This window comes from Streptomyces sp. SudanB5_2050 (assembly GCF_964272335.1).
GTDB classification, from domain to species: Bacteria; Actinomycetota; Actinomycetes; order Streptomycetales; family Streptomycetaceae; genus Streptomyces; species Streptomyces rochei.
This window is the reverse complement of record NZ_OZ186760.1, coordinates 1,747,085-1,773,438: the sequence shown is the minus strand read 5'-3', so window position 1 is coordinate 1,773,438 and position 26,354 is coordinate 1,747,085. Positions and strand designations below refer to the sequence as shown.

20 protein-coding genes are annotated in these 26,354 nt (G+C 71.5%); 11 read left to right on the top strand and 9 right to left on the bottom strand.

What is annotated here, in order from left to right:
* Nucleotides 1-5 precede the first annotated feature (5 nt).
* Nucleotides 6-1,001, bottom strand: a complete 996-nt coding sequence (corA, locus tag ACFZP7_RS07850) for a magnesium/cobalt transporter CorA (RefSeq protein WP_031016678.1) — start codon at nt 999-1,001, stop codon at nt 6-8.
* A 61-nt stretch (nt 1,002-1,062) separates the two neighbouring features.
* Here corA and ACFZP7_RS07845 point away from each other — a divergent pair, with 61 nt between their 5' ends.
* The 4 genes from ACFZP7_RS07845 to mshC all read left to right on the top strand — a co-directional run bounded on the left by ACFZP7_RS07845 (nt 1,063) and on the right by mshC (nt 4,785).
* A complete protein-coding gene (locus ACFZP7_RS07845) occupies nt 1,063-1,749 on the top strand; it encodes a histidine phosphatase family protein (protein WP_019325249.1) in 687 nt (228 codons plus the stop codon).
* Between the two features lie 84 nt (nt 1,750-1,833).
* Entirely contained in the window at nt 1,834-2,424 is a 591-nt protein-coding gene (locus ACFZP7_RS07840; protein WP_019325248.1) for a DUF3090 domain-containing protein, read from the top strand.
* A complete protein-coding gene (locus tag ACFZP7_RS07835; RefSeq protein WP_175437948.1) occupies nt 2,388-3,218 on the top strand; it encodes an SCO1664 family protein in 831 nt (276 codons plus the stop codon). Before ACFZP7_RS07840 ends, ACFZP7_RS07835 begins: the two co-directional genes overlap by 37 nt.
* Nucleotides 3,219-3,555: 337 nt before the next feature.
* Entirely contained in the window at nt 3,556-4,785 is a 1,230-nt protein-coding gene (gene mshC, locus ACFZP7_RS07830) for a cysteine--1-D-myo-inosityl 2-amino-2-deoxy-alpha-D-glucopyranoside ligase (RefSeq protein ID WP_355519381.1), read from the top strand.
* Nucleotides 4,786-4,853: 68 nt separating this feature from the next.
* Here mshC and parJ read toward each other — a convergent pair whose 3' ends face one another.
* The 5 genes from parJ to ACFZP7_RS07805 form a co-directional block, all read right to left on the bottom strand.
* Nucleotides 4,854-5,843 (bottom strand): filament polymerization regulator ParJ, encoded by a 990-nt coding sequence (parJ, locus tag ACFZP7_RS07825; protein ID WP_019325245.1) that lies wholly within the window; start codon nt 5,841-5,843, stop codon nt 4,854-4,856.
* A gap of 246 nt (nt 5,844-6,089) precedes the next feature.
* On the bottom strand, nt 6,090-7,706 hold the full coding sequence (locus tag ACFZP7_RS07820) for a glycerol-3-phosphate dehydrogenase/oxidase (RefSeq protein WP_030974806.1): 1,617 nt from the start codon (nt 7,704-7,706) through the stop codon (nt 6,090-6,092).
* 18 nt (nt 7,707-7,724) lie between these two features.
* Nucleotides 7,725-9,263: a glycerol kinase GlpK gene (glpK, locus tag ACFZP7_RS07815; protein ID WP_019325243.1), complete on the bottom strand. Its 1,539-nt coding sequence runs from the start codon at nt 9,261-9,263 to the stop codon at nt 7,725-7,727.
* Between the two features lie 85 nt (nt 9,264-9,348).
* Nucleotides 9,349-10,146, bottom strand: a complete 798-nt coding sequence (locus ACFZP7_RS07810) for an MIP/aquaporin family protein (RefSeq protein WP_019325242.1) — start codon at nt 10,144-10,146, stop codon at nt 9,349-9,351.
* A gap of 318 nt (nt 10,147-10,464) precedes the next feature.
* Complete coding sequence (locus ACFZP7_RS07805; protein WP_019325241.1) at nt 10,465-11,229, bottom strand: IclR family transcriptional regulator; 765 nt, start codon at nt 11,227-11,229, stop codon at nt 10,465-10,467.
* Nucleotides 11,230-11,671: 442 nt separating this feature from the next.
* Between ACFZP7_RS07805 and metH the strand changes: the two genes are divergently transcribed.
* The 3 genes from metH (at nt 11,672) to ACFZP7_RS07790 (ending at nt 18,087) form a co-directional block, all read left to right on the top strand.
* On the top strand, nt 11,672-15,184 hold the full coding sequence (gene metH, locus ACFZP7_RS07800) for a methionine synthase (RefSeq protein ID WP_031016665.1): 3,513 nt from the start codon (nt 11,672-11,674) through the stop codon (nt 15,182-15,184).
* A 142-nt stretch (nt 15,185-15,326) separates the two neighbouring features.
* Nucleotides 15,327-16,028: an HAD family phosphatase gene (locus ACFZP7_RS07795; RefSeq protein WP_019325239.1), complete on the top strand. Its 702-nt coding sequence runs from the start codon at nt 15,327-15,329 to the stop codon at nt 16,026-16,028.
* A 454-nt stretch (nt 16,029-16,482) separates the two neighbouring features.
* The gene (locus tag ACFZP7_RS07790) at nt 16,483-18,087 is read left to right on the top strand and encodes an ABC transporter substrate-binding protein (protein WP_046248523.1); all 1,605 of its coding nucleotides are present in this window, start codon (nt 16,483-16,485) and stop codon (nt 18,085-18,087) included.
* A 68-nt stretch (nt 18,088-18,155) separates the two neighbouring features.
* Here ACFZP7_RS07790 and ACFZP7_RS07785 read toward each other — a convergent pair whose 3' ends face one another.
* Nucleotides 18,156-18,827, bottom strand: a complete 672-nt coding sequence (locus ACFZP7_RS07785; protein WP_019325237.1) for a response regulator transcription factor — start codon at nt 18,825-18,827, stop codon at nt 18,156-18,158.
* Nucleotides 18,828-18,841: 14 nt separating this feature from the next.
* A complete protein-coding gene (locus tag ACFZP7_RS07780; protein WP_385634126.1) occupies nt 18,842-19,831 on the bottom strand; it encodes a RecB family exonuclease in 990 nt (329 codons plus the stop codon).
* Nucleotides 19,832-20,006: 175 nt separating this feature from the next.
* On the opposite strand from ACFZP7_RS07780, the gene ACFZP7_RS07775 reads away from it, so the two are divergent.
* From ACFZP7_RS07775 to ACFZP7_RS07765, 3 genes are all read left to right on the top strand, one after another.
* On the top strand, nt 20,007-22,001 hold the full coding sequence (locus ACFZP7_RS07775) for a site-2 protease family protein (protein WP_385634125.1): 1,995 nt from the start codon (nt 20,007-20,009) through the stop codon (nt 21,999-22,001).
* Between the two features lie 58 nt (nt 22,002-22,059).
* Nucleotides 22,060-22,962: a tRNA (adenine-N1)-methyltransferase gene (locus ACFZP7_RS07770; RefSeq protein WP_019325234.1), complete on the top strand. Its 903-nt coding sequence runs from the start codon at nt 22,060-22,062 to the stop codon at nt 22,960-22,962.
* A 238-nt stretch (nt 22,963-23,200) separates the two neighbouring features.
* The gene (locus tag ACFZP7_RS07765) at nt 23,201-23,776 is read left to right on the top strand and encodes a hypothetical protein (RefSeq protein WP_019325233.1); all 576 of its coding nucleotides are present in this window, start codon (nt 23,201-23,203) and stop codon (nt 23,774-23,776) included.
* A 74-nt stretch (nt 23,777-23,850) separates the two neighbouring features.
* Here the strand turns inward: ACFZP7_RS07765 and ACFZP7_RS07760 are convergent, their stop codons facing one another.
* The gene (locus tag ACFZP7_RS07760) at nt 23,851-24,156 is read right to left on the bottom strand and encodes a ferredoxin (protein WP_019325232.1); all 306 of its coding nucleotides are present in this window, start codon (nt 24,154-24,156) and stop codon (nt 23,851-23,853) included.
* A 247-nt stretch (nt 24,157-24,403) separates the two neighbouring features.
* Here ACFZP7_RS07760 and arc point away from each other — a divergent pair, with 247 nt between their 5' ends.
* On the top strand, nt 24,404-26,170 hold the full coding sequence (gene arc / locus ACFZP7_RS07755) for a proteasome ATPase (RefSeq protein WP_019325231.1): 1,767 nt from the start codon (nt 24,404-24,406) through the stop codon (nt 26,168-26,170).
* The last annotated feature ends 184 nt before the right edge of the window (nt 26,171-26,354 follow it).

Sequence of the window (26,354 nt, the reverse complement as noted above, 5' to 3'; positions counted from 1 at the left end):
CCCGGTCACAGCCAGCCGCGGCGCTTGAACAGCCGGAACAGCAGCACCTCCAGTCCGGCCATCAGCGCGATCACCGCCGGGTACCCCCACACCCAGCGCAGTTCCGGCATGTGCTCGAAGTTCATGCCGTAGACCCCCGCGACCATCGTGGGGACCGCGGCCATGGCCGCCCATGCGGAGATCTTCCGCATGTCGTCGTTCTGCCGGACGCTCGTCTGCGCCAGATGTGCCGACAGGATGTCCGACACCAGCCGGTCCAGGCCCTCCACCGACTCGTTGACGCGCGCGAGGTGGTCGCTGACGTCCCGGAAGAAGGGGCGTGCCTTGTCGTTCACGAAGGGCACCGCGGCGCCGAAGGCCCCCGTCCCGGCCAGCCGGGCCAGCGGCGGCGCCAGGGGGCCGGTCGCCCGGCGGAACTCCAGGATCTGCCGCTTGAAGTTGTAGATCCGGGACGCGGTGTGCCGCGAGCCGCCGCCGTCCGGCGAGAAGACCTCCGCCTCCAGCTCCTCCAGGTCGTTCTGCAACTCCGCCGCGACGTCCAGGTAGTGGTCGACGGCGGCGTCCGCTATCGCGTACAGCACCGAGGTCGGGCCCTTGCCGAGCAGCTCGGGCTCGTGTTCCAGACGCTGCCGCACGGCCCCCAGCGGGGAGCCCTCGCCGTGCCGGACGACGACCACGAACGCGTCGCCCAGGAAGATCATGAGTTCGCCGGTGGACACCGCGTCGCTCTCCGGCTCGTACACCACCGGTTTCAGGACGGCGAAGAGGGAGTCCTCGTAGACCTCCAGCTTCGGCCGCTGGTGCGCCTTCAGGGCGTCCTCCACCGCCAGCGGATGCAGCCCGAACTCCTCGGTGACCAGGTCGAACTCCTCCGGGGACGGCTCGTGCAACCCGATCCAGACGAAGCCGCCCTCCGCTCGCGCCTCGCCGAGCGCGTCGGAGAAGTCCTCGGGCCCGTCCGTGCGGTGCCCGTCCCGGTAGATGGCGCAGTCGACGATCACCGAACGCATTCTCCCTTCGTCCCGGCGCCCACGCACCGGGTCGTATGCCTACCCTGTCCGCATGCCCACGCTGATCCTGGTCAGGCACGGACGTTCCACCGCCAACACCGAGGGGCTGCTCGCCGGCTGGACGCCCGGCGTCGCCCTCGACGAGCGCGGGGCCGCCCAGGCCGCCGCGCTGCCCGGGCGGCTCGCCGACCTGCCCCTCTCCGAGATCGTCACCAGCCCCCTCCAGCGCTGCCAGGAGACGATCCGGCCGCTGCTCGACGCCCGGCCCGGACTCCGGGCGCACACCGACGAACGCATCGGGGAGTGCCACTACGGCGACTGGTCCGGCCGCAAGCTCGCCGAGCTGAAGGACGAGCCCCTGATGGAGGTGGTGCAGGCGCACCCCTCCGCCGCCGCGTTCCCCGGCGGCGAGTCGATGCGCGCCATGCAGACCCGCGCCGCCGAGGCGGTCCGCGAGTGGAACGCGCGCGTGGAGCGCGACCACGGTGCCGACGCCGTGTACCTCATGTGCTCCCACGGCGACATCATCAAGTCCCTCGTCGCGGAGGCGCTGGGCCTCCACCTCGACCTCTTCCAGCGGATCTCCGTCGAACCCTGCTCCGTCACCGCGATCCGCTACACCCGGCTGCGCCCGTTCCTGGTGCGCCTCGGCGACACCGGTGACTTCGCCTCGCTGGCCCCCCGCGAGGAGCCGCCGGGCGACGAGGCCACCGTCGGGGGCGGTGCGGGCGCACCGTGATCGTCGGCCGCAGTAGGGTGAAGCGGTCGCAGCAGTGACCGACTCCACCAGCCCAGTGCTCACGACTTCCCATGGAGACAGGACGTGTCCCGTCAGGTGTTCCTCTACGACCAACCGGAACGTTTCGTGGCCGGCACGGTCGGACTGCCCGGGCGCCGTACCTTCTTCCTCCAGGCTTCCGCCGGCTCCCGGGTGACCAGCGTGGCCCTGGAGAAGACCCAGGTGGCGGCGCTCGCCGAGCGCATGGACGAGCTCCTCGACGAGGTCGTCCGGCGCAGCGGCGGCAGCACCGCCGTCCCCGCCATGGCCCCCACCGAGCCCGCCGACACGGCCCCCCTGGACACCCCCGTCGAGGAGGAGTTCCGGGTCGGGACCATGGCGCTGGCCTGGGACGGTGAGGACCAGCGCATGATCGTCGAGGCCCAGGCCCTGGTGGAGCTGGACGCCGAGTCCGAGGAGGACCTGGCGGAGGCCGAGGAGCGGCTGCTCCAGGACGAGGAGAACGGCCCGCCGATGCTCCGCGTCCGCCTCACCGGCGCGCAGGCCAGGGCCTTCGCCAAGCGCGCCCTCGACGTCGTCAACGCCGGGCGGCCGCCCTGCCCGCTGTGCAGCCTCCCGCTCGACCCGGAAGGACACGTATGTCCGCGCCAGAACGGATACCGCCGCGGAGCGTGACGACCGACGCGGCGACCGCCGACCTGCTCGCCCTGGGCGAACTGACCGTGCGCGGACGCATCCGTGACGCCTCCAACGCGGCGCTGTACTGCACGGTGACCCACCAGGGTCGGGAGGTCGCCTGCGTCTACAAGCCGGTCGCCGGGGAGCGGCCCCTGTGGGACTTCCCCGACGGCACCCTCGCCCAGCGCGAGGTGGCCGCCTACGAGGTGTCCGAGGCGACCGGCTGGGGCCTGGTCCCGCCCACGGTCCTGCGCGACGGGCCCTACGGCGAGGGCATGGTCCAGCTGTGGATCGAGACGGTTCCGGAGACGGACCTGCTCGCCCTGGTGGACACCGAGGAACCGGGCCCCGGCTGGAAGGCGGTCGCCCTGGCCGAGGTCGGCGAGGGCCGCACCGCGCTGCTGGTGCACGCCGACGACGAGCGGCTGCGGCGGCTCGCCGTCCTGGACGCCGTGATCAACAACGCCGACCGCAAGGGCGGCCACCTCCTGCCCGCCGCCGGTGAGCGGCTGTACGGCATCGACCACGGCGTCACCTTCCACGCCGAGGACAAGCTGCGCACCCTGCTGTGGGGCTGGGCGGGCGAGCCCCTCACGGGGGAGGCCCTGGCCGTGCTCGACGGCCTCAGGGAGGCGCTGAAGGACGGCGGGACCCTGGCCACCCGGCTCGGCGCGCTCATCACCCCCGCCGAACTCGACGCCACGCGCGCACGCGTCGCCTCCCTCATCGAGTCCGGCAAGCACCCGGAACCGGGCGGCGAGTGGCCGGCCATCCCCTGGCCGCCGGTGTAACAGCCCGGCAGCCGCGGCCCCCGACCGCCCCGCCCCCGCCCCGACCGGGGCCCGACACCCCGACTTAGGTCCGCCACCCCCGGGCCGAGGGCCAACACCCCGTTCTCGGGCCGCCGCCGTCGGGCCCCCCAACGCCGGGCGGGCTCTCCGGCCGGTGGGACCTCCGGTCAGCGCCCCGCCCGGTCGGGCCCGGGGTGCCGACGGGGGAGAGCGGGGGCCCCGGCCCCTCAGAGGGGGCCGCGCAGGCACACCGGCCCGTGACGCGCAAGAGCGCGCTACCGGCCATCCGGCCCGGTCCGGTTCGTGTACGGAACATCCGTCCGGTTAGGCTCATGACATGCATGCCTGGCCCGCTTCCGAGGTCCCCGCCCTGCCTGGTCAGGGCCGCGACCTGAGGATCCACGACACCGCGACCGGAGGCCTGGTCACCCTCGACCCCGGTCCCGTCGCCCGCATCTACGTCTGCGGCATCACGCCGTACGACGCCACCCACATGGGGCACGCGGCGACCTACAACGCGTTCGACCTCGTGCAGCGCGTGTGGCTCGACACCAAGCGGCAGGTCCATTACGTCCAGAACGTCACCGACGTCGACGATCCGCTGCTGGAGCGGGCCGTGCGCGACGGCGTCGACTGGACCGCCCTCGCCGAGAAGGAGACCGCCCTCTTCCGCGAGGACATGACGGCGCTGCGGATGCTGCCGCCCCGGCACTACATAGGCGCCGTCGAGGCCATACCCGGGATCGTCCCGCTCGTCGAGCGGCTGCGCGACGCCGGCGCGGCCTACGAGCTCGAGGGCGACATCTACTTCTCGGTCGAGTCCGACCCGCACTTCGGCCAGGTCTCCCACCTGGACGCCGCCGCCATGCGGCTGCTCTCCGCCGAGCGGGGCGGCGACCCGGACCGGCCGGGCAAGAAGAACCCGCTCGACCCGATGCTGTGGATGGCCGCCCGCGAGGGCGAGCCCAGCTGGGACGGCGGCTCGCTCGGCCGCGGGCGCCCCGGCTGGCACATCGAGTGCGTGGCCATCGCCCTCGACCACCTCGGCATGGGCTTCGACGTCCAGGGCGGCGGCTCGGACCTCGCCTTCCCGCACCACGAGATGGGCGCCTCGCACGCCCAGGCCCTCACCGGTGAGTTCCCCATGGCCAAGGCGTACGTCCACGCCGGCATGGTCGGGCTGGACGGCGAGAAGATGTCCAAGTCCAAGGGCAACCTGGTCTTCGTGTCGCAGCTGCGTCGCGAGGGCGTCGATCCCGCCGCCATCCGGCTCACCCTCCTCGCCCACCACTACCGCTCCGACTGGGAGTGGACCGACCAGGTGCTCCAGGACGCCCTCGCCCGGCTGGACCGCTGGCGCGCCGCCGTCTCCCGGCCCGACGGTCCGCCCGCCGAGGCCCTGGTCGAGGAGATCCGCGCGGCCCTCGCCGAGGACCTGGACTCCCCGGCGGCGCTCGAGGCCGTGGACCGCTGGGCCGCGCTCCAGCAGGAGACCGGCGGCACCGACACCGGCGCACCCGGCGTGGTGTCCCGCGCCGTCGACGCACTGCTCGGCGTCGCCCTGTAGGCACCGGGGCATACGGCGGAGGGGCGCTTCCCGGTCGGGAAGCGCCCCTCTCGCGCAGGTCGGTCAGGTCAGTCCTCCGACGACTCCTCGTCGTCCCCGCCCGCCTTCGGCGGCCTCGGCGGACGCGTCCGCCCGCTCGGATTGTCCCGCAGGTACGGCGTCCCCGGAGTCGTGTCGCCGTCCGCCGTGGCGTGCCCGCCCGGCTGGCCCGGTCCGGACCCGTCCCGGCGGCGCAGGTACCGCTCGAACTCGCGGGCGATCGCCTCGCCCGACGCCTCCGGCAGCTCCGCGGTGTCCCGGGCCTCCTCCAGCGACTGGACGTACTCGGCGACCTCGCTGTCCTCGGCGGCCAGCTGGTCCACGCCCACCTGCCAGGCGCGCGCGTCCTCGGGTAGCTCGCCCAGCGGGATGCGCACGTCGATCAGGTCCTCCAGCCGGTTCAGCAGGGCCAGCGTCGCCTTCGGGTTGGGCGGCTGCGACACGTAGTGCGGCACCGCCGCCCACAGCGACACGGCCGGTACGCCCGCGTGGGTGCACGCCTCCTGGAGGATGCCGACGATGCCCGTGGGACCCTCGTACTTGGTCTCCTCCAGGTCCATGCGTCGGGCCAGGTCGGCGTCCGACGTGGTCCCGCTGATCGGCACCGGACGGGTGTGCGGGGTGTCACCCAGCAGGGCGCCCAGGACGACCACCAGCTCCACGCCCAGCTCGTGGGCGAAGCCGAGCAGCTCGTTGCAGAACGAGCGCCAGCGCATGGACGGTTCGATGCCGCGGACCAGGACCAGGTCGCGCGGTTTGTCGCCGCCCACCCGGACCACCGACAACCGGGTCGTCGGCCAGGTGATCTTGCGGACGCCGTCCTCCATGAACACCGTGGGCCGGTTGACCTGGAAGTCGTAGTAGTCCTCCGCGTCCAGCGCCGCGAACACCTCGCCCTTCCACTCGCGGTCGAGATGCGCGACCGCGGTGGAGGCGGCGTCGCCGGCGTCGTTCCAGCCCTCGAACGCGGCCACCATGACCGGGTCGACCAGCTCGGGAACCCCCTCGAGCTCGATCACCCAGTGCCTCCTTCCGACGTGCCCTCGCGTACCCCCCAACCTTACGGCGTGCCGAGGGGCCGCCCGCAGCCCCCGTGCACGGGGGAGTGAACGGATCACTGCCCCGTTCCCGCGGGTCGGACACCCTGACCGGACGGTGTCCGGGGAGCGTCCTCTTCGCGGCCGTCCGAAGGCCCGCCGGCGTCACGGAGCGACCGCGCCCGGCCCCGGCGGGGTCGGGACCGGGCGGGAACGGGGCGGCGGGGCCTACTTCTTGTCGAGCAGGTCCTGCACCTTCGCGCGGACCTCGTCCGTGGCCAGGCCGCGGATCGTCAGCGTGGTGCGGCGGCGCAGCACGTCGTCCGGCGTCTGGGCCCACTCGTGGTCGCGCGCCCACACGACCTGCGCCCAGATCTCCGGGGCGTCCGGGTGGACGCGCTCGGCCAGTTCCGGGGACTCGTTGGCGATCCGGGCGATGTCGAAGGCCAGCGAACCGTAGTGCGTGGCCAGGTGCTTGGCGGTGTCCGCGGCCATGCGCGGCCCCGGGGCGGGACCGTCCACCAGCAGGCGGTGCGCGACCGCGCGCGGGTTGGCGACACCGGGCAGCGGCAGCTTCTTCGGCAGCGAGGAGATCGGCTCGAAGTCGTCACCGAGCGGGTGGCCCGGCAGCGCCTCCAGCTTCTTCATGACGGTACGGCCGATGTGGCGGAAGGTGGTCCACTTGCCGCCCGCGACGGACAGCATGCCGCCCCGGCCCTCGGTGACGACCGTCTCGCGCTTGGCCTTCGCGGTGTCCCCGGGGCCGCCCGGCAGCACGCGCAGACCCGCGAAGGAGTACGTGATCAGGTCCCGGTCGAGCTGCTGGTCGCGGATGGAGAACGCGGCCTCGTCGAGGATCTGCGCTATGTCCTTGTCGTTGACCGCGACGTCCGCCGGGTCGCCCTCGAACTCCTCGTCGGTCGTGCCGAGCAGCAGCATGTCCTCCCAGGGGAGGGCGAAGGTGATGCGGTACTTGTCGATCGGCGTCGCCAGCGCGGCCTTCCAGGGCGCGGTGCGCTTGAGCACCAGGTGCGCGCCCTTGGACAGGCGGATGGAGGGCGCCGCGTTCGGGTCCTCCATGCGGCGCAGGTGGTCGACCCAGGGGCCGGTGGCGTTGAGCACCAGGCGGGCGTTCACGCCGAACTCGTCGCCGGAGAGCCGGTCCTTCAGCTCGGCGCCGGTCACCCGGCCCTTGGTGAAGCGCAGGCCGGTGACCTCGGCGTGGTTGAGGACGACCGCGCCCGAGTCGACCGCCGCGCGGACCGTCATCAGGGCCATGCGGGCGTCGTTCATCTGGTCGTCGCCGTACACGGCCACGGCCTTGAGGTTGTCGGTGCGCAGCTCCGGCACGTCCTGCGCGGCCTTGGCCGGGGAGAGCAGGTGGCCGACGCCGTCACCGAAGGCGGAGAGCGCCGAGTACGCGAAGACACCGGCGCCGAGCTTCGCCGCGCCGTGCGGCCCGCCCTTGTACACGGGGAGGTAGAAGGTGAGCGGGTTGGCCAGGTGGGGGGCCACCTGGCGGGAGACCGCACGGCGCTCGAAGTGGTTCTCGGCCACCAGCTTCACCGCGCCGGTCTGCAGGTAGCGCAGACCGCCGTGGAGCAGCTTGGAGGAGGCGGAGGAGGTGGCGCCGGCGAAGTCGCCGGCGTCGACCACGGCCACCCTGAGGCCGGACTGCGCGGCGTGCCAGGCGGTGGAGATGCCCAGGATGCCGCCACCGATCACGAGAAGGTCGTACGACGCCTTGGAGAGCTGCTCACGGGTCTCGGCTCGGCTCGGGTTCGAGCCGGAGGCCGGGTGCGTCCCCAGGGCAGGCACGGACTGCAGGGTGGACTGCGTGGTCATGGTGGTTCTTACTCCTCGTCAGCTTTCGTCGGCGATCCAGCCCATGGTCCGCTCGACGGCCTTGAGCCAGCTCTTGTACTCACGGTCGCGGGTCTCCGCGTCCATGCGGGGGGTCCACTCGGCGGCCCGGCGCCAGTTGGCGCGCAGGTCGTCGGTGCTGTTCCAGAAACCGACGGCCAGGCCGGCGGCGTAGGCGGCGCCGAGGCAGGTGGTCTCGGCGACCATCGGGCGCACCACGGGAGCGTCCACGAAGTCGGCGAGGGTCTGCATCAGCAGGTTGTTGGAGGTCATGCCGCCGTCGACCTTGAGGGCGGTCAGCTCCACACCGGAGTCCTTCGTCATGGCGTCCGCGATCTCGCGGGTCTGCCAGGCGGTGGCCTCCAGCACGGCGCGCGCGAGGTGCGCCTTGGTGACGTACCGGGTCAGGCCGGCGATCACACCGCGGGCGTCGGAGCGCCAGTACGGGGCGAACAGGCCGGAGAAGGCCGGGACGAAGTAGGCGCCGCCGTTGTCCTCGACCGTCAGGGCGAGGGTCTCGATCTCGGCGGCGGTGGAGATCAGGCCCATCTGGTCGCGCATCCACTGCACCAGCGAACCGGTGACGGCGATCGAGCCCTCCAGGGCGTAGACCGTGTCCTGGTCGCCGATCTTGTAGCCGACCGTGGTCAGCAGGCCCGAGTAGGAGTTGATGATCTTGTCACCGGTGTTCATCACCATGAAGGTGCCGGTGCCGTACGTCGACTTGGTCTCGCCCTCGGAGAAGCAGGTCTGGCCGAACAGGGCCGCCTGCTGGTCGCCGAGCGCGGAGGCGACGGGGATGCCGCCGAGCAGCTCGCCGAGCCGGCCGCCCCGGATCTCGCCGTAGACCTCGGCGGAGGAGCGGATCTCCGGGAGCATCTGGGTCGGCACGCCGATCGACTCGGCGATCCGCTCGTCCCACTGCATGGTGTGCAGGTTCATCAGCATGGTGCGGGAGGCGTTGGTGACGTCGGTGACGTGCTTGCCGCCGTCGACCCCGCCCGTCAGGTTCCAGATGACCCAGGTGTCCATGGTGCCGAAGAGCAGGTCGCCCGCCTCGGCGCGCTCGCGCAGACCGTCGACGTTGTCGAGCAGCCAGCGGGCCTTGGGCCCGGCGAAGTAGGAGGCGAGGGGGAGGCCGGTCTCGCGGCGGAAGCGGTCCTGGCCGACGTTGCGGCCCAGCTCGCGGCAGAGGGCGTCGGTGCGGGTGTCCTGCCAGACGATGGCGTTGTGGACGGGCTCACCGGTGTTCTTGTCCCAGACCAGCGTGGTCTCGCGCTGGTTGGTGATGCCGATGGCCTTGATGTCGTCGCGGGTGATGCCCGCCTTCTCGACGGCGCCGGCGACGACCTCCTGGACGTTGGTCCAGATCTCGGTCGCGTCGTGCTCGACCCAGCCCGGCTTGGGGAAGATCTGCTCGTGCTCCTTCTGGTCGACGGAGACGATGCGCCCGTCGCGGTCGAAGACGATGCAGCGCGAGGAGGTCGTGCCCTGGTCGATCGCGGCGATGAAGGGTCCGGCGGTGTGGGCGTCGGTCACTGTGTGCTCCTGGGTTTCCGTGGTGGGGTGGCCGGTGCGTACGGCGCGTGTGCTGCGGCTCGATGATGGCCGAGCGGGGGACCGCTCAGGCGAACGCGACGTTGTAGACACCTCCGGCGATCGCACCGCCGATCAGCGGACCGACGACCGGGATCCAGGCGTAGGCCCAGTCGGAGCCGCCCTTGTTGGGCAGCGGGAGCAGGGCGTGCACGATGCGCGGGCCGAGGTCGCGGACCGGGTTGATCGCGTAGCCCGTCGGGCCGCCGAGCGACAGGCCGATGGAGACCACCACGAACGAGGTGATCAGGGCGCCCAGGACGCCGAGGCCGTTGCCCGCGTCGTTCAGACCCTGGGTCAGGATGGCGAGCAGCAGGACGAAGGTGCCGATGATCTCGGTGGCGAGGTTCTGGACCGTGTGCCGGATCTCCGGGCCGGTGGAGAAGATGCCCAGGACCGGGCCGGCGCCCTTCTCCTGAGCCTCGACCGACTTGGCCGTGGCCGTGTCCTGCGCGCCGGGGCCGCCGACGATCTCCCGGTCGGTGAGGTGGGCCTGGAACTGGCCGTAGTAGGCGATCCAGACCAGGACCGCGCCGATCATGGCGCCCAGGAACTGACCGGCGAAGTAGGTCGGCGTGTTGCTCCAGTCGCCGTCCTTGATCGCGATGCCGACCGTCACGGCGGGGTTGAGGTGGGCGCCGGAGAGCGGACCCGATATGTACGCCGCCGTCATGACCGCGAAGCCCCACCCGAAGGCGATGGCGAGCCAGCCGGCGTTGCGGGCCTTGGAGGCCTTGAGCGTCACGGCGGCACAGACACCGCCGCCGAGCAGGATGAGTATGGCGGTACCGATGGTCTCGCCGATGAAGATGTCGGAGCTGGACACCCGCGACTCCTTTGTCCTTCGTCCAGGGGAAGCCGAACCCCCGGGTCCCTCCGGGTGTTCCGGCGCCCTCGGTGTGAGAGCGATGGCGGCCCTTGGCGTTGTCACACTCTAACGCGTATTGCCGGTAGGTGTTCGACAATGCCGACCGATGGACGCGAGTCTCGCCGCGCCGTCACGCGTGCGTCAAGAGCTGTGTTATCGAAAGCACGATCGTTATTGATCGTCGTGGCCTATCGGTCGCCGCCCGCGGGCCGCGGCGCCCCGTGGAACGCCGGGGGCCGGGACGCCGTACGGCGTCCCGGCCCCTGTCCGCTCGTCTCAGAAGCGCCCGGCGCCCAGGTCGCGCGAGACCGCGCGGGCGCAGTCCCGGACCGCCGCGACCAGCTCGGGGCGCAGCTCGCCCTCCCGGCACAGCCGCTCCACGGCCCCGGTGATGCCCACCGCGCCGACCGGCATGCGCCTGCGGTCGTGGATGGGGGCGGCGATGGAGGCGATGCCCTCCCAGGTCTCCTCGACGTCGGCCGCGTACCCACGCGCGCGCGTGATGTCCAGGACGTGCTCGAAGCCGTCCGGCTCGCAGACGGTCCGGTCGGTGTACGCCTTGCGGTCGGCCTCCAGCGCCTCGCTGTGCGCGACCGGGTCGTACGCCGACAGCACCTTGCCCAGCGCGGTGGAGTGCAGCGGCTGCATGGCGCCGATCTCCAGCACCTGCCGGCTGTCGTCGGGGCGGAAGACGTGGTGCACGATCAGGACGCCCTGCTGGTGCAGGACGCCCAGGTGGACGCTCTCGCCGCTGGAGCGCGCCAGGTCGTCCGTCCACACCAGGGCGCGTGCCCGCAGCTCGTGCACGTCGAGGTAGGTGGTGCCCAGGCGCAGCAGCTCGGCGCCCAGCTGATAGCGCCCGGACGCCTCGTCCTGCTCCACGAACCCCTCCTGCTGGAGGGTGCGCAGGATGCCGTGCGCGGTGCCCTTGGCCAGTCCCAGCGACGAGGCGATGTCCGACAGGCCGAGCCGCCGCTCGCCGCCCGCGAGCAGGCGCAGCATCGCGGCCGCCCGTTCGAGCGACTGGATGTTCCGTGCCATCGACGTACTGCCTCCGTCCCCTTCGACTGCCGACCTCGGCGTCGCTGACGTCGTTCGGCAATGCCGAACACTACCGGTCCATGCCGACCTCCCGCTAATGGTCGGCGGGCAACTGTTGCACTCCGGCCGGTTCCGATCGCCTCGAACCCGGCGTCCGGAGGCCGGGCCCGCACAGTGACCGGGCGGCTCGCCCGCGTCGCCGCGCCGGAGCCGCCCCGGAGCCACGTCGGAGTTCCGGCGAGTCCCGGCGGGGCCCCGCCGGCCGGAGAGTCACCCCTTCGGCGGCCGTCCGACCCGCCATCCTCGTCCGTCTCGTGGACGCCGCGACCACCGGCCTCCGGTCCCGGCTACCCTGGCGGCGTGCGTTCTCCCCGGAACGTCCCCCGCGGACGGACCGGGCAGGCGCAAAGCCGACAGCCGTCGCATCCTAGGGAGCCCCTTCATGGCCTCGTCGCCGTCCACCCCGTCCGCCGACACCCGGACCCGCGTGTCCGCCCTCCGAGAGGCCCTCGCCACGCGAGTCGTGGTCGCCGACGGCGCGATGGGCACCATGCTCCAGGCGCAGAACCCCTCGCTGGACGACTTCCAGCAGCTGGAGGGGTGCAACGAGGTCCTGAACGTGACCCGGCCCGACATCGTCCGCTCGGTCCACGAGGAGTACTTCGCGGCCGGCGTCGACTGCGTCGGGACCAACACCTTCGGCGCCAACCACTCCGCCCTCGGCGAGTACGACATCCCCGAGCGCGTCCACGAACTGTCCGAGGCCGGCGCGCGGGTCGCCCGCGAGGTCGCCGACGAGTTCGCCGCCCGCGACGGACGGCAGCGCTGGGTCCTCGGCTCCATCGGCCCCGGCACCAAGCTGCCCACGCTCGGCCACGCCCCGTACACCGTCCTGCGCGACGCCTACCAGCGCAACGCCGAGGGCCTGGTCGCGGGCGGCGCCGACGCGCTGCTGGTGGAGACCACGCAGGACCTGCTCCAGACCAAGGCGTCCGTGCTCGGCGCCCGGCGCGCCCTCGAGGCCCTGGGCCTGGACCTGCCCGTCATCGTCTCCGTGACCGTCGAGACCACCGGCACCATGCTGCTGGGCTCCGAGATCGGCGCCGCGCTCACCGCGCTGGAGCCCCTCGGCATCGACATGATCGGCATGAACTGCGCCACCGGCCCGGCCGAGATGAGCGAGCATCTGCGCTACCTCGCCCGCCACTCGCGCATCCCGCTGACCTGCATGCCCAACGCCGGTCTGCCCGTCCTCGGCAAGGACGGCGCCCACTACCCGCTGACCGCGCCCGAGCTGGCCGACGCCCACGAGACCTTCGTGCGCGAGTACGGCCTGTCCCTGGTGGGCGGCTGCTGCGGCACCACCCCCGAGCACCTGCGCCAGGTCGTCGAGCGGGTCGGGGGTGCCGCCCCCACCGAGCGGCACCCGCGGCCCGAGCCCGGCGCCGCCTCGCTGTACCAGACCGTGCCCTTCCGCCAGGACACCTCGTACCTGGCCATCGGCGAGCGCACCAACGCCAACGGTTCCAAGAAGTTCCGCGAGGCCATGCTCGAGGGCCGCTGGGACGACTGCGTGGAGATGGCCCGCGACCAGATCCGCGAGGGCGCCCACATGCTCGACCTCTGCGTCGACTACGTCGGCCGGGACGGCGTCGCCGACATGGAGGAACTGGCCGGCCGCTTCGCCACCGCCTCCACGCTCCCCATCGTGCTGGACTCCACCGAGGTCGACGTCATCCGGGCCGGCCTGGAGAAGCTCGGCGGCCGCGCGGTGATCAACTCGGTCAACTACGAGGACGGCGACGGCCCCGAGTCCCGGTTCGCGCGCGTCACCGAGCTGGCCCGGGAACACGGCGCCGCGCTGATCGCCCTGACCATCGACGAGGAGGGCCAGGCCCGCACCGCCGAGAAGAAGGTCGAGATCGCCGAACGGCTGATCGCCGACCTCACCGGCAACTGGGGCATCCACGAGTCGGACATCCTCGTCGACTGCCTCACCTTCACCATCTGCACCGGCCAGGAGGAGTCCCGCAAGGACGGCGTGGCCACCATCGAGGGCATCCGCGAGCTGAAGAGGCGCCACCCCGACGTGCAGACCACGCTGGGCCTGTCCAACATCTCCTTCGGCCTCAACCCGGCGGCGCGCATCCTGCTCAACTCCGTCTTCCTGGACGAGTGCGTCAAGGCCGGCCTGGACTCGGCGATCGTGCACGCCAGCAAGATCCTCCCGATCGCCCGCTTCGACGAGGAACAGGTCACCACCGCCCTCGACCTGATCTACGACCGCCGCCGCGAGGGCTACGACCCGCTGCAGAAGCTGATGCAGCTCTTCGAGGGCGCCACCGCCAAGTCGCTCAAGGCGTCCAAGGCCGAGGAACTGGCCGCGCTGCCGCTCGACGAGCGCCTCAAGCGCCGCATCATCGACGGCGAGCGCAACGGCCTGGAGCAGGACCTGGACGAGGCGCTCCAGGAGCGTCCCGCCCTCGACATCGTCAACGAGACCCTGCTGGACGGCATGAAGGTCGTCGGCGAACTCTTCGGCTCCGGGCAGATGCAGCTGCCGTTCGTGCTCCAGTCCGCCGAGGTCATGAAGAGCGCGGTGGCCCACCTGGAGCCGCACATGGAGAAGACCGACGACCAGGGCAAGGGCACCATCGTGCTGGCCACCGTCCGCGGCGACGTCCACGACATCGGCAAGAACCTCGTCGACATCATCCTGTCGAACAACGGCTACAACGTCGTCAACCTCGGCATCAAGCAGCCGGTCTCGGCCATCCTGGAGGCGGCCGACGAGCACCGGGCCGACGTCATCGGCATGTCCGGGCTCCTGGTCAAGTCCACGGTGATCATGAAGGAGAACCTGGAGGAGCTCAACCAGCGGGGCCTGGCCGCCGACTACCCCGTCATCCTCGGCGGCGCCGCGCTCACCCGGGCCTACGTCGAGCAGGACCTGCACGAGGTCTACGACGGCGAGGTCCGCTACGCCCGCGACGCCTTCGAGGGCCTGCGGCTCATGGACGCCCTGATCGGCATCAAGCGGGGCGTGCCCGGCGCCAAGCTGCCCGAACTGAAGCAGCGCCGGGTACGGGCCGCCACCGTCGAGATCGAGGAGCGGCCCGAGGAAGGACACGTCCGCTCGGACGTCGCCACCGACAACCCCGTCCCCGAGCCGCCCTTCTGGGGCACCCGCGTCATCAAGGGCATCCAGCTCAAGGAGTACGCGTCCTGGCTCGACGAGGGCGCCCTCTTCAAGGGCCAGTGGGGGCTGAAGCAGGCCCGCACCGGCGAGGGCCCCTCCTACGAGGAACTGGTCGAGACCGAGGGCCGGCCGCGCCTGCGCGGCCTGCTGGACCGGCTCCAGACGGAGAACCTGCTGGAGGCGGCCGTGGTCCACGGCTACTTCCCCTGCGTCTCCAAGGACGACGACCTGATCATCCTCGACGACGACGGCAACGAGCGCACCCGTTTCACCTTCCCCCGCCAGCGCCGCGGCCGGCGTCTGTGCCTGGCCGACTTCTTCCGCCCGGAGGAGTCCGGCGAGCGGGACGTCGTCGGCTTCCAGGTCGTCACCGTCGGCTCCCGCATCGGCGAGGAGACCGCCCGGATGTTCCAGGCCAACGCCTACCGGGACTACCTCGAACTGCACGGCCTGTCCGTCCAGCTCGCCGAGGCCCTCGCCGAGTACTGGCACGCCCGGGTGCGCGCCGAACTCGGCTTCGGCGGCGAGGACCCGGCCCAGATGGAGGACATGTTCGCCCTCAAGTACCGGGGCGCCCGCTTCTCCCTCGGCTACGGCGCCTGCCCGGACCTGGAGGACCGTGCCAAGATCGCCGACCTGCTCCGGCCGGAGCGTATCGGCGTCCACCTGTCGGAGGAGTTCCAGCTCCACCCCGAGCAGTCCACCGACGCCATCGTCATCCACCACCCGGAGGCGAAGTACTTCAACGCCCGCTGAGGGTCCGTACCGCTGGGGCTTTGTACCGCTCCACGGGCCACATCAGGCGTCTCCGTCCCGCAGGACGTACACTGGTCGGTCCACCGCAGGCCGGTCCCCGTCATGGGGACCGGCCTGATCGTCCCTTCAAGGAGGTACGTGGATGACCAGTACGGTCCCCGCGCTCGGAACCCGTACGGCCGAAGGCTCCGCCCTGCAGGCCGTGCTCCTCGACATGGACGGCACCCTCGTGGACACCGAGGGCTTCTGGTGGGACGTCGAGGTCGAGGTCTTCGCCTCCCTCGGCCACACCCTCGACGACTCCTGGCGGCACGTGGTCGTCGGCGGCCCGATGAGCCGCAGCGCCGGTTTCCTGATCGAGGCCACCGGGGCCGACATCACCCTCGCCGAGCTGAGCGTGCTGCTCAACGACGGCTTCGAGGAGCGCATCGGCCGCTCCCTGCCGCTGATGCCGGGCGCCGCCCGGCTGCTCGCGGAGCTGTCCGCGCACGAGATCCCGACGGCCCTGGTCTCCGCGTCCCACCGGCGCGTCATCGACCGCGTGCTGGCCTCGCTGGGCCCCCAGCACTTCGATCTGACCGTGGCCGGCGACGAGGTGCCGCGGACCAAGCCGCACCCGGACCCGTACCTGGCCGCCGCGGCCGGACTGGGCGTGGACCCCGCCCGGTGCGCCGTCGTCGAGGACACCGTGACCGGTGTCGCCGCCGCTGAGGCCGCGGGCTGCCACGTCGTGGCCGTGCCCTCGGTCGCGCCCATCTCCCCGGCCGCCCGGCGTACGGTCGTCGGTTCGCTGGAAGACGTGAACCTGACATTCCTGCGCGGTCTGATGACGCGAATGCGCTAGACCTTCACCCAGCGTGCGGCGGTGTTTACGGCGGCCTTTCCCAAGACGCCCACAGGGGCGGAGCAGTGGACGAGATCGTCTCCGGTGCGGGGAAATTCCGCCGTTCCCCATGACCGAATCAAGACCCCACCGCGCCTCGCGGAAATGTGACGTTCGCCACCTGTGAAGGGGTCGACAGGTGGGTGGGGGTGTGCTGCCCGGCGCTTGGCGAACGTTGTCGAGGTGCCCATGTGTCCTGATTGGTGAAACCCTGCACTAATCCTTCCACTGTCGGGTTTTCGGTGTGTCCACACCCGGTTTCGCTCCGTGATGAGCGTCCAACTCCGGTGCCTGCGAACCCCCGTGCGGGCGCGGACTAATCTCGTCGCGAGAACATCGGCCACTACCCCCGTGATCCGCCGCGACACCCCTGCATGCCGGATACACGGACCGACAGCTCTGGAGAAACTCGAGCATGAACCGCAAGACTTTGGTGCTGCCGGCCGCCGTCGGCCTGCTCGCGCCGGTACTCGCCGCCTGTGGCGGGTCCGACGGCGGCAGTGGCGGCGGGGACGCGATCGTCGTCGGCACCACGGACCGGTTCACCGCCTCGAAGGACGCGCCCGCGCCCCTCGACCCGGCGTTCGCCTACGATGTCGGCACTTGGAACATCCTGCGTCAGACCACGCAGACCCTGATGATCCAGCCCCGCGGCGACGGTGAACCCGTGCCCGAGGCCGCCGAGAAGTGCGGATTCACCGACACCGGCAACGAGCGCTACGCGTGCACCCTGCGTGACGGCCTGAAGTTCGCCAACGGCGACGCCATCACCGCGGAGGACGTGAAGTACTCCATCGAACGCGCCCTGTCCATCAAGGCCGACAGCCAGGTCTACGGCCTCCTGTCGACCGTCGACACCGTCGAGACGCAGGGCGACCGCGAGGTCATCTTCCACCTCAACACCGCGGACGCCACCTTCCCGTACAAGCTGTCGACCCCGGTCGCCGGCATCGTCAACAAGGACGTCTACGCGAAGGACAAGCTGCGCGAGGGCTTCGAGCTGGACGGCTCCGGGCCGTACACGATGAAGGCCGAGGTCGACGGCGACGTCATGACCAAGGCCGTGTTCACCAAGAACCCCGAGTACAAGGGGAGCCTCAAGGTGAACAACGAGAAGGTCGAGGTCGCCTCCTTCGAGGACGCCGACGCCATGGGCGCCGCGCTCGACAAGGGCGACATCGACGTGATGACCCGCGCCATGACGCCGGAGCAGATCCGGAAGCTCTCCACCTCCACGGACAGCGAGGTCGACCTGATCGAGGTGGCCGGTCTGGAGATCCGCTACCTGGGCTTCAACACGGACGCGCCGACGGTCAAGAACAAGGCCGTCCGCCAGGCCATGGCCCAGCTCATCGACCGCAGCGCACTCGTCTCCGAGGTCTACGGCTCCCAGGCCGAGCCGCTGTACTCGATGGTCCCGGCCAGCGTCACCGGTCACTCCAACTCGTTCTTCAACAAGTACGGCGACCCCAGCGTGGCCAAGGCCAAGGCCCAGCTGGAGGACGCGGGCATCGAGACGCCGGTGAAGCTGACGATGCACTACACGACGGACCACTACGGAGCCGCGACCAAGCAGGAGTTCGAGGTCCTGCAGAAGCAGCTCAACGACAGCGGTCTCTTCGACGTCGCCATCGAGGGCCAGCCCTGGGACAAGTTCCGCCCGGCGGAGCTGAAGGGCGAGTACGACGTCTTCGGCATGGGCTGGTTCCCCGACTTCCCGGACGCCGACAGCTTCACGGCGCCGTTCCTCGACAAGGACAACACCCTCAACTCGCCGTACACGAACACGGAGATCCGCAACACGCTGATCCCCGAGTCCCGTCGCGAGGCGGACCGGCTCTCCGCCGCGGACAGCCTCAACCGGATCCAGGACATCACCGCGATCGACGTCCCGCTCATCCCGCTGTGGCAGGGCAAGCAGTACGTGGCCGCCCGGGACGACATCACGGGCACGGCCTACCTGCTCAACTCCTCCTCCACGCTCCAGGTGTGGGAGCTGGGCCGGGGCGTGAGCGGCTGACCCGCCGGACCCGACGCCGAAGGGCGCCCCTCCTGTTCGGAGGGGCGCCCTTCGCGCTACCGCCGCGCCTACTGGGCGCCGGGCCGCACCAGACCGCTTTCGTACGCGTACACCGCGGCCTGCACCCGGTCGCGCAGGCCCAGCTTGGTCAGCACATGGCCCACGTGCGTCTTGACCGTCGTCTCGCTGACGAACAGGTCGGCGGCGATCTCCGCGTTGGACAGGCCGCGGGCCACCAGCTTCAGCACCTCCACCTCACGCTCGGTCAGCGTGTGCAGGGTGTCCGGCACCGGCTCCTCCCCGGAGGGCAGATGCGTGGCGTACTTGTCCAGCAGCCGGCGGGTGATGCTCGGCGCGAGCATCGCCTCGCCGTTCGCCACCACGCGGATCGCCTGGACCAGTTCGCCCGCCGGGGCGTCCTTCAGGAGGAAGCCGCTGGCGCCCGCCTTCAGCGCCTCCACCACGTACTCGTCGAGGTCGAAGGTGGTCAGCACCAGCACCTTGGCCGGGCCGTCCCGCTCGGGTCCGGTGATCTGCCGGGTCGCCTCCACACCGTCCATCCGCGGCATGCGGATGTCCATGAGCACGACATCGGGCTGGAGCGCACGCACCTGGTCGAGCGCCTGGAGGCCGTCTCCGGCCTCGCCGACGACCGCGAGGTCCTGCTCGGCCTCCAGGATCATGCGGAAGCCCGTGCGCAGCAGCGGCTGGTCGTCGACCAGTAGGACGCGGATGGCCACGTAAGTCTCCTTCGCTAGTCCGGCCCCATTCTGCCCTGCTCGGCACCGCCGGACTCGGCCGCCCTCACCGGCAGCGGGTAGGGCGGGGGAGTACCGCCGAACTCGGGGCAGTGGGCCTGGTGGTCGCACCAGCCGCACAACTTGGTGGGACGCGGCCGCCAGTCACCGGTCTCGGTCGCCAGCCGGATGGCCTCCCACAGCGCCAGCAGCTTGCGCTCGACCCGCTCCAGGTCGGCCAGGACCGGGTCGTACGTGAGCACGTCACCACTGCCCAGGTACACCAACTGGAGACGCCGCGGGACGACCTTCTTCAGCCGCCAGACCACCAGCGCGTAGAACTTCATCTGGAACAACGCGCCCTCGGCGTACTGGGGCCGGGGCGCCTTGCCCGTCTTGTAGTCGACGATGCGCACCTCCCCGGTGGGCGCGACGTCGACCCGGTCGATGATGCCGCGCAGCCGCAGCCCCGAGTCCAGCTCGGCCTCGACGAACAGCTCCCGCTCGGCGGGCTCCAGCCTGCTCGGGTCCTCCAGCGTGAACCAGCGCTCGACGAGCCGCTCCGCCTCGCCCAGCCACTGGGCCATGCGCTCGCCCTCCGGGTCGTCGGCGAACAGCTCGCCCAGCTCGGGGCGGCTCTCCCGCAGCCGGTCCCACTGGCCCGGGATCAGGGCCTTCGCCCGCGGCGGGGTGCGCTCGGCCGCCGGTGCGTCGAAGAGCCGCTCCAGCACCGCGTGCACCAGGGTGCCCCGCGTCGCGGCCTCGCTCGGCTTCTCCGGGAGGCGGTCGATGACCCGGAACCGGTACAGCAGCGGGCACTGCATGAAGTCGCCGGCCCGGGACGGCGAGAGCGAGGCGGGCGCCACCGGCACCGAGGTCGGCACCGGCGCCGCCCCGGAGGCCGTGGCCGCGGTGTCCGTCACGGCGCCGGCGCGGACCGCCGTCGTGGCCGCCGGTCCGGCCGGTGCGCCGGCGTCCTCGGCGACATCCTCGATGCTCGTCTCCATGCCCACAGACCTTACGGCCCGACACTGACAGCGACCCAGTCCGCGGCCCTTACCCCTGTGACGAAAGGGAACCAGAGGGGTGCCGGGGCGGAACGGACCGCGTCGGACGCATACCATCGACACGAGAACCCTCCCGCCCGGCAGGCGCGGGGGACGCTTCGAACGAGGGGACACCGTGGACGTGAGCGGCGGGAGCGGGCAGCCGCGCCCCGGCAACGACGAGTCGGCCGAGCCCCAGGCGGCACCCACCGCCCCGGCCACCGGCTCCGCCCGGCCGGAGCCCGCGGACTCCGGCCCGCCCGGGGACCGGCCCGCGGACCGGCCCCGGACGTCGGGGGGCGCCCACGGCGAGCCCGCCGGAGCGGCCGACGCCACCGGTGACCGCTCGCCGGCACCCGGCACGGACGGCACCGTCCCCGCGGCGGACCCGCACTCACCCGGCACCGGTTCGCCGGGCGCCGCGGCGCCCGACTCCGGCCCGCGCTCCCAGGACCCCCGGCCCGAGCCGTCGCCCGCCGGGCCGACCGGTGCCGACGCGGCGACTCCGGAGTCCCCCGGCCCCCTCGGCCCCGCTCGGGAGCCGTCGGGCGCCGAGACCCCGGCCCCCCAGCCACCGCCGCGGAAGGCGCCGGGCACCGAGCCCCCGGGCGAGCCTCCGGCGGCGGCCCCCGAAGGCACCGCCCCCGCGCACGGCGAGCCCGGCCGAAAGTCCCCCGGTTCCGACACCCCGAATCCGGCCCCCGAACCGCAGCCGTCCCAGGGGCCGCAGCCGTCCCAGGCGCCGCATCCGGCCCGGGCACCGGAGCCGACCCCAAACCCCGACCCGGCCCCGCGGCCCACACCGCCCCGCACCGACGACCACCCCGCGCACCCGCCCACGCCCGCGCACCCGGGTCACGGCGCCCACGGCACCCGCCCCGACGCCCACGGCACCCACCCCGGCCCCGCCCCCGCCCAGCACGCCCGCCCCGACGCCCACCGCGAAGGCGGCACCGGGCCGGGCCGGCCCCCGCAGCGGCGGCCGGAGCCCGGCGGAGGGCTGCTGATGGGCCGGCCCTTCGGCGTACCCGTGTACGTCGCACCCAGCTGGTTCCTGGTCGCCGCCCTGATCACCTGGGTGTTCGGCGGCCAGCTCGACCGCGTCCTGCCCGAGCTGGGCGCCGCCCGCTACCTGGTCTCCCTCTTCTTCGCGGTCGCCTTCTACGCCTCCGTCCTCGTCCACGAGCTGGCCCACACCGTCGCCGCCCTCCGCTTCAAGCTCCCGGTGCGCCGCATCCAGCTCCAGTTCTTCGGCGGCGTCTCCGAGATCGAGAAGGAGGCCGAAACCCCGGGCCGGGAGTTCATGCTGGCCTTCGTGGGCCCCCTGCTCTCCCTGGTCCTCGCCGGTGTCTTCTACGCCGCCCTGCTGCCCGTCGCACCCGACTCGGTACCGGGCGTCCTGCTCGCCGGCCTGATGGTCTCCAACCTCCTCGTGGCCGCCTTCAACCTGCTGCCCGGCCTCCCCCTCGACGGAGGCCGGATGCTCCGCGCCGTCGTCTGGAAGCTCACCGGCAAGCCGATGAGCGGCACCGTCGCCGCCGCCTGGGTCGGCCGCGCCCTCGCCATCGCCGTACTGATCGGCCTGCCGCTGCTCACCCAGTCGCTCGGCAGCGAGTCCGCCGACGACGTCGGCATGGACACCGTCCTGGACGCCCTGCTCGCCGCCATCCTGGCCGCGATCATCTGGACCGGCGCCGGCAACAGCCTCCGCATGGCCCGCCTGCGCGAGCACCTGCCCGAGCTGCGCGCCCGCGCTCTCACCCGGCGCGCCGTCCCCGTCTCCGCCGACACCCCGCTCTCCGAGGCACTGCGCCGCGCCAACGCCTCCGGGGCCCGCGCCCTCGTCGTCGTCGACGCCGAAGGCGTCCCCGTCTCCCTGGTCCGCGAGGCCGCCATCGTCGGCGTACCGGAGCACCGCCGCCCTTGGGTGCCGGTCAGCGGGCTCGCCCAGGACCTCACCGACGGCATGCGCGTCTCCGCCGAGCTGTCCGGCGAGGAACTGCTCGACGCCCTGCGCGCCAACCCGGCGACCGAGTACCTCGTCGTCGAGGAGACCGGCGAGATCTACGGCGTCCTCTCCGCCGCCGACGTCGAGCGCGCCTTCGTCAAGGCGATGGCCCGCCCCTCCTGACCACCGCCCTCCCCGAGCGGTGGTCGGCGGCCCCGCCGGGGACCGGTAGGCTGGTCACATGTCCGAACCGACCGGTGCCGCCCGCAGGCGCGGGCCCTTCAAGGTCGGGGACCAGGTTCAGCTGACCGACCCCAAGGGCCGCCACTACACGTTCACGCTCGAGGCCGGGAAGAACTTCCACACCCACAAGGGTTCCTTCCCCCACGACGAACTGATCGGCGCTCCCGAGGGCAGCGTTGTCCGCACCACCGGGAACGTCGCCTACCTCGCGCTGCGCCCCCTGCTCCCCGACTACGTCCTGTCCATGCCCCGCGGGGCAGCCGTCGTCTACCCGAAGGACGCGGGGCAGATCCTCGCCTTCGCCGACATCTTCCCCGGCGCCCGCGTCGTGGAGGCGGGCGTCGGCTCCGGCTCCCTCAGCAGCTTCCTGCTGCGCGCCATCGGCGACCAGGGCATGCTGCACTCCTACGAGCGCCGCGAGGACTTCGCCGACATCGCGAGGCAGAACGTGGAGCGCTACTTCGGCGGCCCGCACCCCGCCTGGCAGCTCACCGTCGGCGACCTCCAGGACAACCTGTCCGACACCGACGTCGACCGCGTCATCCTCGACATGCTCGCCCCCTGGGAGTGCCTGGACGTCGTCAAGAAGGCACTCGTGCCCGGCGGCATCCTCTGCTGCTACGTGGCCACCACCACCCAGCTCGCCCGGACCGTCGAGTCCATCCGCGAGATCGGCTGCTTCAACGAGCCGACCTCCTGGGAGACCATGATCCGCAACTGGCACGTGGAGGGCCTCGCCGTCCGCCCGGACCACCGGATGATCGGCCACACCGGCTTCCTGCTCACCGCCCGCCGCCTCGCCGACGGCGTCGAACCGCCCATGCGCCGCCGCCGCCCCGCCAAGGGCGCCTACGGCGAGGACTACGACGGCCCCAACGCCGGCGGAGGCTCCGGCCGCTGAGACGGCCCCTGGCCCGCACAACGCACCGACGCCGTGGTGGAGTTCCCCGACCGCACCGGGAACTCCACCACGGCGTCGCCGCATTGCCCCACCCGCGACGAGAGGGGCCGGGCCGCGCCGGGTGGGGCGGGACCGGGGAATCATTCCGGATACCCACCCCGCCGTTCCCCCGCACTGTGACGTGTGGCACGATGCTGGCCACCCCCCGCCGGCACAGCCCTCACAGGAGACACTCCTCGTGCAGCACCCCGCCGTTCCGGACCTGTCCCACACGCACACCCGCCCCATCCACTGGGTCGCCACCGCCACAGCGCTCGCCGCGGTGGTCGCCCTCTCCTCGGTCCTGCAGCCCGACGCCGCGACGGCGGCCCAGCCCCACGGCACCGAGTCGAAGCAGGCCCCCGCGCACGCCGCGCCGCCCGACCCGGGCGCCGTCACGTTCCCCCTCCAGTGCGGCCCCGTCGACGCCGTGGTCCAGAAGAAGGCCACCGGCGACCTCGACGGCGACGGACGGCCCGAGACGGCGGCCGTCGTCCACTGCGACGCGCCCATGGGCACCCCGCCCGACGGCGTGTACGTCCTCACCCGCGCGGACGACGGCAAGCCCCGCGTCGTCGCCACCCTCGTGGATCCGGCCGACCGCCGGACGGTCACCGACTTCGCCCTGCGTGACGGCGAGATCCACGCCACGCTCCTCGGCTACTCCTCGGCCGACGTGCCCAGTTGCTGCCCCGACGTCACCGACGAGGTGAAGTGGCAGTGGAAGAACGGCACGTTCGTCCGCGACACACCCTCCCAGGCACGCACCGTCTGACCGGTGCCCCTGAGACAGATGGTGTGACCCGCCGCACACTCGTCACCGAGGGTGCGGATCGAGTCACGATTCGGTCACTCTGCGTCCGGGCCGAAGACCTCGGCCCTGTCCGAAACCCGACGTACGTGGATGCACTCGCCCGGACACTCCTTCACGGAGTCGACCACGTCCGTGAGAAGCGGCAGCGGCACGGGCGTTGCCGCCCCCGGGCTCTGCAGCAGCTCGTCGTCCGCGCCCTTCACATACGCCAGACCGTCGATGTCCAGCTCGAACACCTCCGGCGCGTACTGCGCGCAGATGCCGTCACCGGTACACAGGTCCTGGTCGATCCAGACCTCCAGGGCCTCGCCCTCGACTCCGGCCTCCTGCTGCACGCTCATGTCTTTCCTGCCGTTTCCTGCGTCGAGCCGTTCGGGAATCCGGCCAGCTCTGACGGGTGTTGAACACTTCGACCCTACCCCCGCCTGGGTTCCATCCACGTTCCGTGGGTATTCCCCTGGCGTGAGGGAGAGCGCAAGGGTGAAGATCGGACACACCCCGACAGTCTTTGTGATCTAGGGGTTTCAATCGACACCCACCCAGGTAGGGTCTGGAAGCGTCCAGCTCCCCTTGGAGGAGGTGAGGACCGTGGCAGCCCACGACGACGACATGAACCGCGGCATCCGCCCGGGACGCGGGTCCGACGACCCGGCCGGGCAGGTGGCCTACCTTGAGCAGGAGATCGCCGTCCTGCGACGCAAGCTCGCCGAATCTCCGCGACACACGAGAATTCTCGAAGAGCGGATCGTCGAACTGCAGACCAATCTGGCCGGCGTGTCCGCCCAGAACGAGCGACTCGCCAGCACCCTCCGCGAGGCCCGCGACCAGATCGTGGCCCTCAAGGAGGAAGTCGACCGGCTGGCCCAGCCACCGGCCGGCTTCGGCGTCTTCCTGCAGGCCAATGAGGACGACACCGCCGACATCTTCACCGGCGGCCGCAAACTCCGGGTGAACGTCAGCCCGAGCGTCGAGCTCGACGAGCTACGGCGCGGCCAGGAAGTGATGCTCAACGAAGCGCTCAACGTGGTCGAGGCCATGGAGTACGAGAGCGTCGGCGACATCGTCACCCTCAAGGAGATCCTGGAGGACGGCGAGCGAGCCCTCGTGCTCGGGCACACCGACGAAGAGCGCGTGGTACGACTCGCCGAGCCCCTGCTCGGCGTCACCATCCGCCCCGGCGACGCCCTCCTGCTCGAGCCCCGCTCCGGATACGTCTACGAGGTCGTCCCCAAGAGCGAGGTCGAGGAACTCGTCCTCGAAGAGGTTCCCGACATCGGCTACGAGCAGATCGGCGGCCTCGGCGGACAGATCGAGATGATCCGCGACGCGGTCGAGCTCCCCTATCTCTACCCCGACCTCTTCAAGGAGCACGAGCTGCGCCCGCCCAAGGGCGTCCTGCTCTACGGCCCCCCCGGATGCGGCAAGACACTCATCGCCAAGGCGGTCGCCAACTCGCTGGCCAAGAAGGTCGCCGAGGTCACCGGCCAGGCCGCCGGCAAGAGCTTCTTCCTCAACATCAAGGGACCCGAGCTCCTCAACAAGTACGTCGGCGAGACCGAGCGGCAGATCCGCCTCGTCTTCCAGCGAGCCCGCGAGAAGGCCAGCGAGGGCACCCCCGTCATCGTCTTCTTCGACGAGATGGAATCCCTCTTCCGCACCCGCGGCTCCGGCGTCAGCTCGGACGTGGAGAACACCATCGTCCCGCAGCTGCTCGCCGAGATCGACGGCGTCGAGGGCCTGCAGAACGTGGTGGTCATCGGTGCCTCCAACCGCGAGGACATGATCGACCCCGCCATCCTGCGCCCCGGCCGGCTCGACGTGAAGATCAAGATCGAACGTCCGGACGCCGAGGCGGCCAAGGACATCTTCGGCAAGTACCTCACCGAGCGCCTCCCGCTCCACGTCGACGACCTCGCCGAGCACGACAAGGACAAGGCGGCCACCGTCCAGAGCATGATCCAGACGGCGGTGGAACAGATGTACGCCGAATCCGAGGAGAATCGCTTCCTGGAAGTCACCTACGCCAACGGCGACAAGGAAGTCCTTTACTTCAAGGACTTCAATTCCGGCGCCATGATCGAGAACATCGTGGGCCGCGCCAAGAAGATGGCGATCAAGGACTTCCTCGAGAAGAACCAGAAGGGCCTCCGCGTCTCCCACCTCCTCCAGGCCTGCGTGGACGAGTTCAAGGAGAACGAGGACCTGCCCAACACCACCAACCCGGACGACTGGGCCCGCATCTCCGGAAAGAAGGGCGAACGGATCGTGTACATCCGTACGCTCGTCACCGGAAAGCAGGGCGCCGACACCGGACGCTCCATCGACACGGTGGCGAACACCGGACAATACCTGTAAAAGGCGGGGCGGCTGCGGGTGCCCTCGATGGGTACCCGCAGCCGACTGTTTTCCGGAGCCCCGACTGGAGCAAGGCAATGCCGCAAATGATCTCCCCACCAGCGCAAAGGCGTTCTAGGCTCTTCCGTACCGCCGAGTCGCGCAGTGCGGGGACGGGCACCGCACACGCATCGGAGCGCCAGCG